General features: G+C 49.2%; 12 protein-coding genes and 1 tRNA gene. 12 read left to right on the plus strand and 1 reads right to left on the minus strand.

Translation table 11 applies throughout. The features are described from left to right. Positions 1–75: 75 nt before the first annotated feature. The 9 genes from mfd (at position 76) to NST20_RS00250 (ending at position 9,733) form a co-directional block, all read left to right on the plus strand. Positions 76–3,612, plus strand: coding sequence for a transcription-repair coupling factor (mfd, locus tag NST20_RS00210; RefSeq protein ID WP_342399838.1), 3,537 nt, complete (start codon positions 76–78; stop codon positions 3,610–3,612). Between the two features lie 292 nt (positions 3,613–3,904). Beyond that, the gene (gene spoVT, locus NST20_RS00215) at positions 3,905–4,441 is read left to right on the plus strand and encodes a stage V sporulation protein T (RefSeq protein ID WP_013858007.1); all 537 of its coding nucleotides are present in this window, start codon (positions 3,905–3,907) and stop codon (positions 4,439–4,441) included. A gap of 191 nt (positions 4,442–4,632) precedes the next feature. After that, a complete protein-coding gene (locus tag NST20_RS00220; RefSeq protein ID WP_265114561.1) occupies positions 4,633–6,252 on the plus strand; it encodes a polysaccharide biosynthesis protein in 1,620 nt (539 codons plus the stop codon). Continuing rightward, the gene (locus NST20_RS00225; protein WP_342399839.1) at positions 6,233–7,306 is read left to right on the plus strand and encodes a MazG family protein; all 1,074 of its coding nucleotides are present in this window, start codon (positions 6,233–6,235) and stop codon (positions 7,304–7,306) included. Before NST20_RS00220 ends, NST20_RS00225 begins: the two co-directional genes overlap by 20 nt. Positions 7,307–7,330: 24 nt before the next feature. Then, entirely contained in the window at positions 7,331–7,591 is a 261-nt protein-coding gene (locus NST20_RS00230; RefSeq protein ID WP_277613379.1) for an RNA-binding S4 domain-containing protein, read from the plus strand. A gap of 269 nt (positions 7,592–7,860) precedes the next feature. Then, positions 7,861–8,166, plus strand: a complete 306-nt coding sequence (gene yabP / locus NST20_RS00235) for a sporulation protein YabP (RefSeq protein ID WP_017553419.1) — start codon at positions 7,861–7,863, stop codon at positions 8,164–8,166. Beyond that, complete coding sequence (gene yabQ / locus NST20_RS00240) at positions 8,163–8,792, plus strand: spore cortex biosynthesis protein YabQ (protein ID WP_207369394.1); 630 nt, start codon at positions 8,163–8,165, stop codon at positions 8,790–8,792. Before yabP ends, yabQ begins: the two co-directional genes overlap by 4 nt. A 49-nt stretch (positions 8,793–8,841) precedes the next feature. Continuing rightward, positions 8,842–9,237 (plus strand): septum formation initiator family protein, encoded by a 396-nt coding sequence (locus NST20_RS00245; RefSeq protein ID WP_013858014.1) that lies wholly within the window; start codon positions 8,842–8,844, stop codon positions 9,235–9,237. A gap of 73 nt (positions 9,238–9,310) precedes the next feature. Then, positions 9,311–9,733 (plus strand): S1 domain-containing RNA-binding protein, encoded by a 423-nt coding sequence (locus tag NST20_RS00250; RefSeq protein WP_014096558.1) that lies wholly within the window; start codon positions 9,311–9,313, stop codon positions 9,731–9,733. A 174-nt stretch (positions 9,734–9,907) separates the two neighbouring features. Here NST20_RS00250 and NST20_RS00255 read toward each other — a convergent pair. Next, positions 9,908–9,981: transfer RNA gene (locus NST20_RS00255), tRNA-Met, on the minus strand. Between the two features lie 205 nt (positions 9,982–10,186). Here NST20_RS00255 and spoIIE point away from each other — a divergent pair. The 3 genes from spoIIE to NST20_RS00270 all read left to right on the plus strand — a co-directional run bounded on the left by spoIIE (position 10,187) and on the right by NST20_RS00270 (position 14,858). Next, positions 10,187–12,673 (plus strand): stage II sporulation protein E, encoded by a 2,487-nt coding sequence (spoIIE, locus tag NST20_RS00260; protein WP_013858017.1) that lies wholly within the window; start codon positions 10,187–10,189, stop codon positions 12,671–12,673. Positions 12,674–13,165: 492 nt separating this feature from the next. Next, positions 13,166–13,903 (plus strand): VWA domain-containing protein, encoded by a 738-nt coding sequence (locus NST20_RS00265; protein ID WP_013858018.1) that lies wholly within the window; start codon positions 13,166–13,168, stop codon positions 13,901–13,903. Next, positions 13,869–14,858: a serine/threonine protein kinase gene (locus NST20_RS00270; protein ID WP_013858019.1), complete on the plus strand. Its 990-nt coding sequence runs from the start codon at positions 13,869–13,871 to the stop codon at positions 14,856–14,858. Before NST20_RS00265 ends, NST20_RS00270 begins: the two co-directional genes overlap by 35 nt. Positions 14,859–15,115: the final 257 nt, after the last annotated feature.

The following is a 15,115-nucleotide window of genomic DNA, read 5'->3' on the forward strand; positions in this document are numbered from 1 at the left end:
TTCCCGTTTAAATTTTACAAAACAGTGTGAATAGTAGAGAAAAGGAAATCGGATCAAGAGAGGAGTTGGCCCTTTTTGGACGGAATACAAAAAATGATCCTTGAACACAAGGAAGCAGAATCGGTCATAAGCGGCATAACGGCCGGCCTGAAAGAGCAGCTTGTTTCCGGGTTGTCCGGTTCCGCCCGCAGCGCTTTTATTGCTTCGGTCTATCAAAAAACGGAACAGCCGGCCATTGTGTTAACTTATAATCTATTACAGGCGCAAAAGTTGTATGATGATCTCCTGCAATTTATGGATGAAAGCGCCTTATTTCTGTATCCTGCAAATGAACTGATTGCGGCCGAAATGGGCGTGGCAAGCCCCGAACTGATGGCCCAACGGATAGATGTGCTGAATGCGTTGCTATCGGGAAAAAATTGCCTGATCGTTGTCCCGATGGCCGGAATGCGGAAAATTTTGCCGCCGAAGACGGTTTGGGAAAAGTACCAGCTACACTTCGAAACAGGAAAAGAAATTGAGCTTGATCGTATATTGGAAATGCTTGTGGAAATGGGTTATACCCGGTCGGATATGGTCGATTCACCGGGAGATTTCAGTGTGCGCGGCGGAATTCTCGATATATACCCGCTGACGGAAGAAGACCCGGTCCGTATCGAATTATTTGACACCGAAGTAGACTCCATCCGGACGTTTTCCGCTGAAGACCAGCGTTCCCGGAATAAACTTTCTGCTGTCTCCATCGGGCCGGCGACGGAATATCCGGCAGGCCGCCCTTCGCTCATCAAAGCGGCCGGAGCCGTAAAAGAAGGGCTCAGCAAAACACTGGCTAAAATTAAAGATGACCAGGTCAAACAACTGCTTGCCCAAAACATCGGTTTTGACATCGAAAAGCTGAAAAACGGGGAAAAACCCGATCAAATTTTTAAATATTTATCGATTCTGTATGACCAGCCTGCCAGTCTCTTAGACTATGTGGAAACTTCCGGCATTTTGTTTTTGGATGAGTTCGGCCGGATCCAGGAAATGCAGGAGCGCCTCGATAAAGAAGAAGCTGAATGGTACACGGCGATGATGGAAGAAGGCGAAATGATCTATGATTTGGCCGTTTCCCATGCCTTAGATACACTGTTGTCAGGAAAAAAATGGAAGAAGCTCTATTTGTCACTGTTTTTGCGCCATATCCAAAATACAAATCCGCAAAACATTGTAAATATCGCTTGCAAGCCGATGCAGTCGTTCCATGGGCAAATGCATGTGCTGAAGGCGGAAATCGAACGCTGGAAGAAAGGCCGTTTTACGGTGGTTTTCCTTGGTGCGGACAAAAACCGGGCTGAAAAAATCCAAAGTGTTCTGGAAGATTATGAGATTGAAGCTGCCTACGCGGCGGGTATCATCCCTGGGCGTATCCAGGTGGCGGAAGGGAACCTGAACACCGGTTTTGAGCTTCCGATGTGCAAGCTTGCCGTCATTACGGAAGAAGAACTTTTCAATAAAAAGGCGAAGAAAAAAACGCGCCGGCAAAAGCTGTCCAATGCCGAGCGGATTAAAAACTATTCCGAGCTGAATGTAGGAGACTATGTGGTTCATGTCAACCATGGGATCGGGAAATATTTGGGGATTGTGACGCTTGAAATCAACGGCGTTCATAAAGACTATCTCCATATTAAGTACCAGGGTTCGGATAAGCTATATGTGCCGGTTGACCAGATCGACCTTGTCCAAAAATACGTCGGTTCGGAAGGAAAAGAGCCGAAACTTTACAAGCTGGGCGGCAGCGAATGGAAACGGGTTAAACGGAAAGTCCAGTCATCCATCCAGGATATCGCGGACGACCTCGTCAAATTGTATGCGGAGAGGGAAGCATCAAGAGGGTTTGCCTTTTCTCCGGACGGGGATATGCAGCGTGAGTTCGAGGCGGCTTTTCCGTATAAAGAAACGGAAGACCAGCTCCGGTCGATCCAGGAAATCAAGCGGGACATGGAAAAAGAGAAACCGATGGACCGCCTGCTGTGCGGGGACGTCGGCTACGGCAAGACGGAAGTGGCCATCCGCGCCGCTTTTAAAGCAGTGATGGACGGCAAGCAAGTGGCCATGCTTGTGCCGACCACCATCCTTGCCCAGCAGCATTTTGAAACGGTCACGGAAAGGTTCCATGGCTATCCGATAAAAGTCGGGCTGTTGAGCCGTTTCCGGACGCGGAAAGAGCAGAATGAAACGACTAAAGGCTTGCGCAACGGGACGATTGATATGGTGATCGGCACGCACCGGCTGCTTTCAAAAGATATCCAGTTTCGTGATCTGGGCCTCTTGATCATTGACGAGGAGCAGCGGTTCGGTGTCAGCCATAAGGAAAAAATCAAGAAATTAAAGACGAATGTCGACGTGCTGACCCTGACCGCAACGCCAATCCCAAGGACGCTGCATATGTCCATGGTCGGCGTGCGGGATCTGTCTGTTATTGAAACGCCGCCTGAGAACCGTTTCCCGGTGCAAACTTACGTGCTGGAATATAATGACCAGATGGTGCGGGAAGCGATCGAACGCGAACTGGCGCGGGACGGGCAGGTGTACTTTTTGTATAACCGGATTGAAGATATTGAGCGGAAGGCGGAGGAAATTGCGCGGCTTGTTCCTGATGCGCGCGTGGCGTATGCCCACGGCCGGATGACAGAATCCCAGCTTGAAACGGTCATTCTCGGTTTTCTTGAAGGCGAATACGATGTGCTTGTGACGACGACGATTATTGAGACAGGCGTGGACATCCCGAATGTCAACACCTTGATCGTCAATGATGCGGACCGGATGGGGCTGTCGCAGTTATACCAGCTGCGCGGGCGTGTCGGGCGGTCCAACCGGGTAGCGTATGCTTATTTTACGTACAGAAAAGACAAGGTGCTGGCGGAAGCATCGGAAAAAAGGCTACAGGCGATTAAAGAATTTACGGAACTCGGATCCGGCTTTAAAATTGCGATGCGCGACTTGTCCATCCGCGGCGCCGGCAACCTGCTGGGCGCACAACAGCACGGGTTCATCGATTCGGTCGGTTTCGATTTGTATTCGCAAATGCTGAAAGAAGCGATCGAAGCGCGGAAAGGGACAGACGGCGAAGAGGAAAAACTGCCGCCATTTGAAGTCGAACTCGAAATTGATGCGTATATTCCGGATGCCTATATTAAAGACGGATACCAGAAAATTGAAATGTATAAGCGGTTCAGGGGCATCGAGACGCTTGAAGATGTTGAAGAATTAAAAGAAGAGATGATTGACCGTTTCGGCGAGTATCCGCAGCAGGTAAGCGACCTGTTTACGATTGCGGAGATGAAAGTATACGCCAAAGAAGCGATGCTTTCATCGATTAAACAAAACAAGCAATTGATCACGATTTTAATGTCCGAAAAAGGCTCGAAGCAGGTAAACGGCCCGAAAGTCGTGGACATTGTGAGAAAATACGGGCGTTCGGCCGGATTCGGCATGGAAGGCAACCAGCTGAAAATTACGCTGGATATTAAAAAAAGCAAGGGCCATGAGTGGCTTTACACCTGCACGGAAATGATCCGGGAACTGCGGGGCGCCTTCGAAAGGGCCGAAACGACGAGCGCTTCCCGGTAAGTTGGAGGCTAAAACCTGAAGGGGCGGCTTTTTGGCAAAGGCCTGTTTGTAAAAGCACGGAACAGCGGTTTGTTCCGTGCTTTTTATGGTTCTTGATGTTTGCCGTGGAAAAATTCCGGGAAAAAGATAGAGAAGAATTGGAAATCAATCCAATCGATAGCAATTGTACAAAAAACGTTCATGATGTATAGAACTTGCCAGATGAAAGATACTAATGTCAACGTAGGTAAAGGATTCAAGAGCCATCTGAGGATGGAAAAAAATTATCTGATGAAAGTGAGGGCAACTTTAGATGAAAGCAACTGGTATTGTTCGTCGTATTGATGATCTAGGCAGAGTTGTCATCCCGAAAGAGATACGAAGGACGCTTCGTATCCGTGAAGGGGACCCCCTTGAAATTTTTGTGGACCGCGACGGAGAAGTTATTTTGAAAAAATATTCGCCGATCAGTGAACTAAGTGATTTTGCCAAGGAGTATGCCGAAGCGCTGTATGACAGTTTAACGAGCCCTGTCCTGATCTGTGACCGGGATGCCGTGATTGCAGTCAGCGGCGGTTCAAAAAAAGAATACTTAAATAAAAGAAATGGCGAAGTGATCGAAAAAGTCATGGAGGACAGGATGCCGGTTTTATCAAAAGAAAAAGGGAAAACAGCGCTGGTGGACGGGGTGGAAGAGGAACTGGCTTCTTATACGATTGCCCCGATTGTCGCAAGCGGCGATCCGATTGGTGCTGTCGTCATTTTTTCAAAAGACCGCACGTTCGGGGAAGTGGAACAGAAATCGGCGGAAACGGCTGCCGGATTCCTGGCCCGCCAGATGGAACAGTAAGGCTTTTTTCTCCCGTTTTTTTCCGGGATTTTTTTGTCATCATTTGTTTTCACGCACGGCCAAAAAAGCGCAGGCAAAGGGTCTGCGTTTTTTTGATCTGTTTTTTCGCAGGTTGTCTGTAAGGCGCGTCTTGTATCCCCTTTTATGGTATAATACATTCGATTTTATTCTATGTACGGTGTTACGGCCGTGTGAAAGGCAGAAAAGACGTGCAGCAGGATCATGAGTCAAAAAAGCTTTTTCAAGGCATTCTGATTTTAACCTTGTCATCCGTCATTACGAAAATCCTCAGTGCAGTTTACCGCGTGCCGTTCCAAAATATTGTCGGCGATGTCGGTTTTTATATTTATCAGCAAGTGTATCCGATTTACGGGATTGTGATCGCACTCTCATCTTCCGGTTTTCCGGTTGCCGTTTCCAAAATGGTGGCGGAACGGGAAGCAGCGGGGGAAAACAGCCACCGCGCATTTTTAAACGCGGTATTCCTCACCCTCGGCTTATTCGGTTCCGGATTGTTTCTTGCCGTTTTTTTCACCGCAGGGAAACTGGCGGCGTGGATGGGGGATCCCCGTCTTTCCCCGCTTATCCGGACGGTTTCCTGTTCCTTTTTGCTGATGCCGGTCATTTCTGCGATCAGGGGTGTTTATCAGGGGCAAGGAAAGATGGTGCCGACTGCACTCAGCCAGGTGCTCGAACAGGCGGTCCGGGTTGCGGCCATTCTTCTTCTTTCCTTTTGGCTGGTCCACGGCGGTTTTTCGCTTTATGCAGCGGGGCAAGGGGCTGTGGCCGGTTCCGTGCTGGGGGGAGCGGTGTCTGCAGCAGTCCTTGTATTTTATCTGGTCAAGGGCGGCAGGCAGGAAAAGGCAGCCCGGCTCCTTGAATGGAAAGACGTAAAGCAGGCGGCCCGCTCCCTGTTTTGCGGCGGGATTGCGGTCTGTATCAGCGGCCTCGTCCTGGTTTTGTTCCAATTTGTCGATTCCCTCCATCTTTACGCGTTGTTAACAGACGCCGGCTGGGGGGCGGAAGCGGCAAAAAAACTGAAAGGCATTTACGACCGCGGGCAGCCGTTTTTGCAGCTTGGTACAGTGACAGCGTCTTCCTTTGCCCTGAACCTTGTCCCGGTGATTGCACTTGAATATAAGAAGGGCAGGCGAAAAAGCCTTGAAAAACAGGTGCAGGCTGCTTTAAAAATCAGCACGGCGGTCGGCGCGGGCGCTGCAGCCGGACTGATCGGGATCATGCCGTTTGCCAATACGATGCTGTTTGAAAACAGCGCGGGAACAGCTGTCCTGTCTGTTTTTTCGGTTTCCATTTTATTCAGCACCTGGATTTTGACATTGTCGGGGATTTTGCAGGGAATGGGGAAGGTGTACACTCCTGCAGTGGCCATTGCGGCAGGCGTCCTGTTGAAATATGGTTTGAACGAGATTTGGGTCCCCCGTTTCGGGACCATGGGCGCTTCCGCTGCCACCGTTGCCGCTTTAGGGTTTATTTCGCTTATATTGATGATAAAATTGGGTAAAGCCTATTTTCAAATGCTGCCGGCTCTATTTTTCGGCAAGCTCGCTCTCTCCCTTTTCGCCATGTCCGCTTGTTTGCAGCTTTGGCTCCGCCTGTTTGCCCACGGGCTTCCTGGCAGGGCGGCAAGCGTTCTGGCTGCTTTGGGGGGGACGGCAATCGGTGCGGCTGTTTTTCTATTTTGTGCCGCCCGGCTGCGTTTGCTGACGGATGAAGAATGGGGGCTTGTGCCTTTTGGAACAAAATTAGCCGGCCTGAAAGGAAAGAATCGGATTGGAAAACAAAAACCATAGCATTACCGTTGCCGGTCTCGGGGCCGGGGATATGGGCCAGCTTCCGCTCGGTGTATACAAGCAGCTGAAAGCAAACAAGAAAATTTTTCTGCGGACAAAAGAACATCCGGCCGTGCCGGAACTTGAACGGGAAGGGATGAAGTATACGGCATTTGATGACGTATACGAGCGCCACGACCAATTTGAAGCGGTATACGAAGAAATTGTGGGGATCCTTTTCCGGGAAGCGGAACATCAGGATATTCTTTATGCCGTGCCCGATCACCCGTTTGTAGCGGAACGGACGGTGCAGCTGCTGTTCGAACAAAGCGCGGCGAAACAGACGGAGATCAAAATCGCGGGCGGGCATAGTTTTATCGATGCGCTGTTCGCTTCTGTCAGGGCGGATCCGATTGAGGGCTTTCAGCTTGTAGACGGCACTGCTTTAAACCCGCACGACATTCAGGCGGACCAGCATCTCGTAGTCGGGCAGGTGTATGATGCGTTGGCGGCTTCTGAAGTCAAGCTGGCCCTCATGGAAAAATATCCGGATGAACACCGGGTGGCAATCGTCCGCGCTGCCGGCAGTACGGACGAAACTGTCAAATGGCTGAAGCTGTATGAACTGGACCGCGGATTTGAGCTCAATAATTTAACGAGCGTCTACGTTCCGCCGCTTAAAGAGCAGGATTTGCGGGACTTCGCCGAACTGCGGCAAATCATCGCGGCTTTGCGCGCGCCGGATGGCTGTCCATGGAACCGGGCGCAAACCCATTTTTCGCTGAAAAAATATTTGGTTGAAGAGTGCGGGGAAGTGCTTTCGGCGATTGACAATGAAGATGAGGAAAACCTCGTTGAAGAGCTTGGCGATGTGCTGCTCCAGGTTTTGCTGCATGCGCAAATTGGCGAAGAGGAAGGCATGTTTACGATGGAAGATGTGATAGAAGGGCTTGCTTCAAAAATGATCCGGCGCCATCCGCATGTGTTTGGCAATGTGAAAGCCGAAAGCGCGGAAGAAGTCGCGCAAAACTGGGAGCGGATAAAAGCCGCCGAAAAACAGGAAAAACGGGAGTGAGGGATGGACATGGAAAACACGACAATGCGCCTCGATAAATTTTTAAAAGTCTCGCGGCTGATTAAACGGCGTACGCTTGCAAAAGAAGTCGCCGACCAGGGCAGAATCCAGATCAACGGCGTCCAGGCAAAAGCCAGTTCAAACGTGAAAACGGGGGATGAACTGACCATCCGTTTCGGCCAGAAAGTGGTCAAGGTGAAAGTGGAGAACTTAAGGGAGTCGACAAAAAAAGAAGACGCCGCCGGCATGTACACGATGATCAGTGAAACGCGGGTCAACGAATAAAAATGTTTCAGGGTGTCCCGAAGCTGTGAACCGGCTATGGGCGCTCTTTTTATTTTTCTGGCAGAAACGCGCCCCCCGGGATATGCGGGAGATGGGCCATACGCCCGATGCAGTTGCGGAATGGAAGCTTTGCGGGAAGGCGTTTCCGGAGGGCCGCGCGAATTCCGCATGGCCGTGCTTCCGTTTCGTGTGCCGTTCCCTTTTGGTCTTTTTTTGTCCGGACGGGCATAGTATAGTACAAAGTTTGGACAAGGAAAGTGGGGATCAGGATGAGTGACTTTTATAATACACCGCAAGGCAGCAAACCGGTTCTCCAGGAACACGATGTGATGATGCGCGGCCGCAAGCTGCTGGATATTACCGGCGTGAAACAGGTGGAAAGCTTTGACAATGAGGAGTTTTTGCTGGAAACGGTAATGGGTTTTCTCGCCATCCGCGGGCAGAATTTGCAAATGAAAAACCTGGATGTTGACAAAGGGGTCGTCTCGATAAAAGGGAAAGTGTTTGATCTTGTTTATTTGGATGACCATCACGGGGAGAAAGCTAAGGGACTCTTTAGCAAGCTGTTTAGATGAGCCTGAGCGTGCAATTTTATACGATGCTTGCCATGATCGCGATGGGAAGCTTTTTTGGCGGCACCCTTGATACGTATAACCGTTTTTTGCAAAGGCGGAACAGAAAGCGCTGGGTTGTCTTTGTCCATGATGTCCTTTTTTGGCTGTTCCAGAGCCTGCTGCTGTTTTATGTCCTGTTCCTGGTAAACGCCGGGGAAGTCCGGTTTTATATTTTTATCGCTCTCTTGTGCGGGTTTGCCGCTTACCAGGCATTATTCAAAAACGGTTACTTGAAGCTTTTGGAATGGTGCATCCAGGCAGCATGCCGCACTGGCCGGTTTACAGCCGGCATGTTCCGGCTTCTTGTTTTCCGCCCGGCCAAAGGATTTGTCCTTCTTTTGTTTGCCCTTTTTCTCGGTGCGGGGCGATTGCTTTATACGATTGTAAAAATGATGGCAAAAATGGTAATATGGTTATTAAAGACCGGGCTTAAACCGTTTTCCGCACTGGGTGTTTTTTTATGGCGCATCAATCCGCTGCGCGTCTCTTTTGACCGTTTTTTTATGAAAACGGCAGGATTTTGGAAAACAATCCAGAATAAGTTTATCAAACTGAAAAACCGGATCGGCAAGTTTTTTAAAAGATAAGCCCGGTGGCTGTACTTTCCGCTCTGCCTAGGGCTTTTTAGGAGGGAGTATGTTGGGACGCAATATTGCTTCAATGGACAATGCTTATACGAAACAGCAATCGGTCAAAGAAAAAGTACTGGCAAGAAGGCGCAAGCTGCTTTTCCGGCGATTGGCGCTTTTCGGTGTTATGGCAGTGCTTGTTTCCGCACTGCTCGTCTCTACCCTGGTCTCACGGAACGCACAGCTCGCTGCAAAAAAAGAACAAAAAGCAAAGCTGGAGCACCAGGTAAGGGACATTGACAAGCAGCAGGCGATGCTTAGAAGCGAGATTAAGAAACTGAAAGATGATAACTATATTGCAAAACTCGCCCGCAGCGAATATTTCCTTTCCAAAAAAGGGGAGATCATCTTTAATCTGCCTGATTCCAAAAAGAATGCCCAAGAAGAAGACGTGTCTTATTGACACTCTTTTTTCATGTTCGTTATAATATGTTAAAGGTTGATTTTTTTATCTTTTAAGGAGGAAAAATTTTTTTATGTCAATTGAAGCAGGCAGCAAGTTACAAGGTAAAGTAACAGGCATCACGCATTTCGGGGCTTTCGTCGAATTGCCGGACGGCTCAACCGGGCTGGTTCATATCAGTGAAGTTGCTGATAACTATGTAAAAGATATTCATGACCATTTAAAAGTCGGCGATATCGTTGAAGTAAAGGTGCTGAATGTCGAAAAAGACGGGAAAATCGGTTTGTCGATCCGCAAGGCGAAAGACCAGGCGCAGCAATCCCAATCCCAGTCCCATTCCCATCGGCCGCAAAGGCATGGCCGGGGAAATAACCGCGGAAAAGAAGATTTTGAATCCAAAATGGCGCGCTTTTTGAAAGACAGTGAAGATCGCCTGTCTTCGCTCAAACGAAATACAGAATCGAAACGCGGCGGCCGCGGCGCGAGAAGAGGCTAACTTGCTGTCTAGTTGACTCATATATCCGTATCATTGCTTTTCATTGGAGGGCGGAACCGGTTCAAACAGAAATGTTTGTCGGATCCGCTTTTTCTTTTTGCTGTTTCGGACAAAAATCGCCGAATCACACGAAAAAAACCGGCCTTTAACGGGCCGGTTTTTTCAAAACGAATATAGCGGCGGAGGGGATCGAACCCCCGACCTCACGGGTATGAACCGTACGCTCTAGCCAGCTGAGCTACGCCGCCATGGCTTAAATGAAAAAGCACATTTTCTATAATAACGGCACTGCACCCATTTGTCAACTTCTCTTTTTGAAAAAAATTGTAAAATGCATCGCATATTTGTGGAAAAAGTCGAACTTTTCTTTGGTGTTGCATTGGAATTTTGACAAACTTTTAAAACTTGTCCTTTTATAATTGCTTGTATCAAAGTGATGAGGGGGAGTTTATGATGAATTTGGGGAAAGTTGAGCGGGGAATGATCGAGCAGGGGGGGCATGTGGATCTTGAGGAAACAAAAAAAGAGTTTGCGAAAGGGTGGAAGCAGCTCCGGGGGAAATTTGAATCGTTGTTTATCCAAAAAGGCATCAGCCTTTTGATCATCGGCTTTTTGCTGGGAAGGGCCCTTATTTTGTCCCATTTTACGCCGTTTGCATTGCCCTTTTTCGCAGCTGTCTATGTGATGAAACGGGATAAGGCGCCCATCACGCTGCTCGGCCTCACTGCGGGCGGATTAACATTATCCGTTGCGAACGGGATGTACACGCTGGCTTCGACCATCCTCTTTATTCTTGTATTCAGGTTGTTCGGCAAATACCATAAAGAGGAAACACGGGTGCTGCCCTTTTACATCTTTGCTGTCTCGCTCGTTTCAAAATGCGCTTATCTTTATCTTCAGCAGCAGTTCCAGCTCTCTTTTTATGACGGCCTGATGGCGGGTGTGGAATCGTGCTTAACCTTTATCCTTACCATGATATTTATGCAAAGCATTCCAATCTTATCACAAACAAGGCGAAAAAAAACATTAAAGACGGAGGAAGTCGTCAGCCTCATCATTGTGCTCGCGTCCGTTTTGACCGGGACAATCGGCTGGACGGTGAACGGGCTGTCCGTCGAGCATATTTTTTCGCGCTATCTTGTCCTGCTGTTTGCGTTTGTCGGCGGTGCGACGGTCGGTTCCACTGTCGGGGTTGTGACCGGCCTCATTTTCAGTCTCGCCAACGTGTCCAGCTTTTATCAAATGAGCCTGCTTGCGTTCGCAGGGCTCCTGTGCGGATTGTTAAAAGAAGGGAAGCGTGGGGGTGCTGCTGCCGGGATGCTTGTTGCCACCCTGCTGATTACGATGTACGGCGATGCCGGGGCGTCTTTAAGCGCTGCGCTGTATGAAACATGCGTGAGCATTGCCCTTTTCTTTTTAACGCCGTCCCCGTTTACGGCCAAAATGGCGCGGCATATCCCGGGGACAGCCGAATATATGAAGGAGCAGCAGCAATATTTAAGGAAAGTGCGCGATGTGACGGTTCACCGCGTGGAGCAGTTCTCGTCCGTTTTTCAGGCGCTGTCCAAAAGCTTTTCGCAGTATGACCATACGAAAGAAGAGGAGGACCGCGAACGGGATCTGGATTATTTTTTCAGCAATGTTACGGAACGGACATGCCAGACCTGCTTCAAAAAAGAGCAGTGCTGGGCGAAAAACTTTGATAAGACATATGATTTGATGAAAATGACGATGGAGGACCTGAGTGAAAGGGACGGAGCGGTTTCGAGGCGTGTCCATCGCGAATTGGAGAAACATTGTGTCAGGGCCCAAAAAGTGGAAGAGGCGATCAACCAGGAATTGACGTTTTACCAGGCCAATCAAAAGTTCAAAAAAATGATCAAAGAAAGCCGGAAAATCGTCGCAGAACAGCTGCAGGGCGTTTCAGAAGTCATGGGGGATTTTGCAAAGGAAATTCAGCGGGAGCGCGAGAACCATCAGCGGCAGGAAGAAATGATTCTTGAGTCATTACAGGACTTCGGGCTCGATATTGACCAGGTGGAAATTTACAGCCTGGAGTCGGGCAATATTGACATTGATATAACCTTACCGCAGTACAGTGGCTATGGCGAATGCGAAAAGATCATCGCGCCAATGCTTTCCGATATATTAGGGGAAACAATTGTTGTCCAGAAAGAAGAGTTCGGTTCGCAGTCGGGCGGGCTTGGCTATGTGACATTCCGTTCGGCAAGGGCGTTTGTCGTCGACACTGGTGTGGCGCATGCCGCAAAAGGAGGCGGTTTTATATCCGGTGACAGTTATTCAATGATCGAGCTTGGCTCAAGAAAGTATGCCATTGCCATCAGTGACGGCATGGGAAACGGCGAGCGCGCCCATCACGAAAGCAATGAGACACTGAGGCTTTTGCGGCAGATTTTGGAATCGGGCATAGAAGAAAAAATTGCGATCAAATCGGTGAACTCCATTCTGGCGCTGAGGACGCAGGAAGAAGTGTTTTCCACGCTTGATCTGGCGATGATCGACCTGCAGGATGCAAGCAGCAAATTTTTAAAAATCGGATCGACGCCGAGTTTTATCAAACGCGGCGATAAAGTGATCAAAATTGAATCCGGGAATTTGCCGATGGGCATGATCCAGGAATTTGATGTGGATGTCGTTTCCCGGCAGCTGAAAGCCGGCGATATTTTAATCATGATGAGTGACGGGATTTTGGAAGGCCCGCGTTACATTGAAAACCCGGAATTATGGATTAAGCGGAAAATCCGGGAGCTGGAAACGGAAAATCCCCAGGAAATTGCCGACCTGCTCATAGAAGAAGTGATCCGTTCGCGATCCGGTTTAATTGAAGATGATATGACGGTCGTCGTTGCAAAAATCAAACACAATACGCCGAAATGGGCGGCTATCCCGGTCAGCAAAGGAAAAAAAATGATCTCTTAGATGCCGTGCCACACTGAATGCGATACGTGCTGAAACGGCCGGGCCAAAACGGCGGCTGCAAGCATAAACAGCGCACGTGTCCACGATCAGCTAAAAATGCGGTACGGAAAGGATAAAATTGAATATTCAGGCGGGGCACCTATGCTAAAGCGTGCAGGGCGGGCAAAAGGGTGAACATCAGCTGCCGCACATTTTCAGGACAGAAGCCTGTGCCGCAATGAATGCGGCAACAGGAGAAAAGGAATGGACATCAACGGGCACCATTTTTCAGGATAGAAAAGGAGGCGGGCGGCCGGATAAGGGAATTTCGTTAGGATTGGAACGTTTGCTTGATAAAGCGCCCGAATTTCAGGCGGGCACTTTACAAGCGAAGATATGTCTGAAAAGCGGGAATTAAATAGAAGAAGCGGAAGGCAACGGTATATATTTTCTCCCGATTGTCGATGATGGTAAAAACGCAAGAAATGCCGTCAATGACAAGGAGGAGAAAAGATGAATGCAGGCACTTTAAAACAAATTTTGCTGATTACGGACGGATGTTCAAACCAAGGGGGTGATCCGGCTGCAGCTGCGGCACTGGCAAGGGAAGCAGGCATAACCATTAATGTAATTGGCGTCATGGAACGGGATATCATTGATGAAAAAGGGGCAGCGGAAATTCAAAATATCGCCATGTCAGGGGGCGGCGTCAGCCAGATCGTATATACGAAACAATTATCGCAAACTGTGCAAATGGTCACACGGAAAGCGATGACCCAGACGATTCAGGGAATCGTGAACAAGGAATTAAAACACATTTTGGGAAGTAACGGATCCATTGAAGCACTGCCGCCTGAAAAACGCGGCGATGTGTTGGAGGTGGTGGATGAGCTGGGGGAAACAGTGGATTTGGACATTCTTGTGCTCGTCGATACAAGCGCAAGCATGAAACCGAAGCTTGAGACGGTAAAAGAAGCTTTGCTTGATTTGTCTTTAAGCCTGAATGCGCGGATGGGAAATAACCAATTTTCAGTTTTTATATTTCCTGGGAAAAGGAAAGAGACGGAGAAACTGCTTGACTGGACACCGAAACTGGAATCACTGGCGGCAATATTTCCGAAACTGCAGACAGGCGGGATTACGCCGACAGGGCCGGCCATTCATGAGGCGATCCGCCATTTTGACCGGAAAAGGAAGCTGAGGGGATATCATACGCATGATGACGGACAATACTTTGAAGAATCCATTTAATGATCCGCCGGGTACGGTTGTGACGGGGAAATGGCATAAAAACCGGTACAGATTGCTAAAGCGCCTTGGGGCCGGTGCAAATGGCGCAGTATATCTGGCGGAATCGGCGGCCGGTCTGGTTGCATTAAAAGCCGGTGTGAGCACTGCCCAGGTGGCCTCCGAGTCCAGCGTACTAAAAACCATATCCAAGGCCCGGGGGCAGTCCCTCGGGCCTTCCTTTTTGGAAGCGGATGACTGGGAACGCGGGCGGGAGGTCATTCCCTTTTATGTCATGGAATATATAGAAGGCCCGGACCTGCTTTCCTTTGTTTCCGGGAAAGGTTTTTCCTGGGCGGCAGTGCTTGTGATCCAGCTTCTTTCCGATTTGCAGCATTTGCATGAACAGGGATGGATTTTCGGGGATTTGAAGCCCGAAAACTTGCTGGTCGGGACGCCTGGAAACAGGATCCGCTGCATTGACCCGGGCGGGATGACAAAGATCGGGCGTTCTGTAAAAGAATTTACGGAGTTTTTTGACAGGGGTTACTGGGGGTTGGGATCGCGGAAAGCCGAGCCCTCCTATGATTTGTTTTCCGCCGCAATGGTGATGATCAATCTCGCTTATCCGAACCGGTTTTTAAAAAAACAGGCAAATGGCTTCCCGCAGCTGATGGCGGCGGTCAGGCAACATGCCGGGCTGTGCAAATTTGAGGCGGTGCTGCGGAAAGCGCTGGGGGGTGGATACCAGACAGCTTTTGAAATGAGGCAGGACATGCTTAATCTGCTGACTGCGGACGGAGAAAAGAAGAAAGCCAAAACAACGCACAGGCCGGAAAAACAAAAACCCGGACAGTCTCGTTCAAAAAGGCGCAGATTCCGAAAATTTAAAAGGTTCGTGGCTGCCATGATGATCATCTTGATGATCTCTATGTTATACTGGTATTATACTTACGGACAAACCAGCATCCCTTTTTAAATATCCACAAATTTATGCCGGTTCATGCGGCGGCTCCTTGTCCGGGATTTCAGCATGGGCGAAAAGATGCGCGCAGCGGCAACATGCGGGTACGGGCAAGGATGGCCATCACATGTTTTATTGAGACAGGCGCCTTTTTATAAAGAAAAGCATCGCAAATTTCCGGCCGTTTAAAAATGCCAGCGCAAATTTTTACGAAAACGTCCATGCGGCAAGATCAGCGCCAAAGGGGTGGAAATAAATGTTCAGGATAAATA

The organism is Weizmannia sp. FSL W8-0676 (genome assembly GCF_038593015.1).
In the GTDB taxonomy this organism is placed as follows: Bacteria; Bacillota; Bacilli; order Bacillales; family Bacillaceae_C; genus Weizmannia; species Weizmannia coagulans.

Bases quoted from the DNA above. Each gene is read 5' to 3' on its own strand.
- spoVT (WP_013858007.1), top strand. From the start codon at position 3,905: ATGAAAGCAACTGGTATTGTTCGTCGTATTGATGATCTAGGCAGAGTT.
- NST20_RS00265 (WP_013858018.1), top strand. From the start codon at position 13,166: ATGAATGCAGGCACTTTAAAACAAATTTTGCTGATTACGGACGGATGT.
- NST20_RS00230 (WP_277613379.1), top strand. From the start codon at position 7,331: ATGCGCCTCGATAAATTTTTAAAAGTCTCGCGGCTGATTAAACGGCGT.
- yabP (WP_017553419.1), top strand. From the start codon at position 7,861: ATGAGTGACTTTTATAATACACCGCAAGGCAGCAAACCGGTTCTCCAG.
- NST20_RS00245 (WP_013858014.1), top strand. From the start codon at position 8,842: ATGTTGGGACGCAATATTGCTTCAATGGACAATGCTTATACGAAACAG.
- yabQ (WP_207369394.1), top strand. From the start codon at position 8,163: ATGAGCCTGAGCGTGCAATTTTATACGATGCTTGCCATGATCGCGATG.
- spoIIE (WP_013858017.1), top strand. From the start codon at position 10,187: ATGAATTTGGGGAAAGTTGAGCGGGGAATGATCGAGCAGGGGGGGCAT.
- NST20_RS00270 (WP_013858019.1), top strand. From the start codon at position 13,869: ATGATGACGGACAATACTTTGAAGAATCCATTTAATGATCCGCCGGGT.
- NST20_RS00250 (WP_014096558.1), top strand. From the start codon at position 9,311: ATGTCAATTGAAGCAGGCAGCAAGTTACAAGGTAAAGTAACAGGCATC.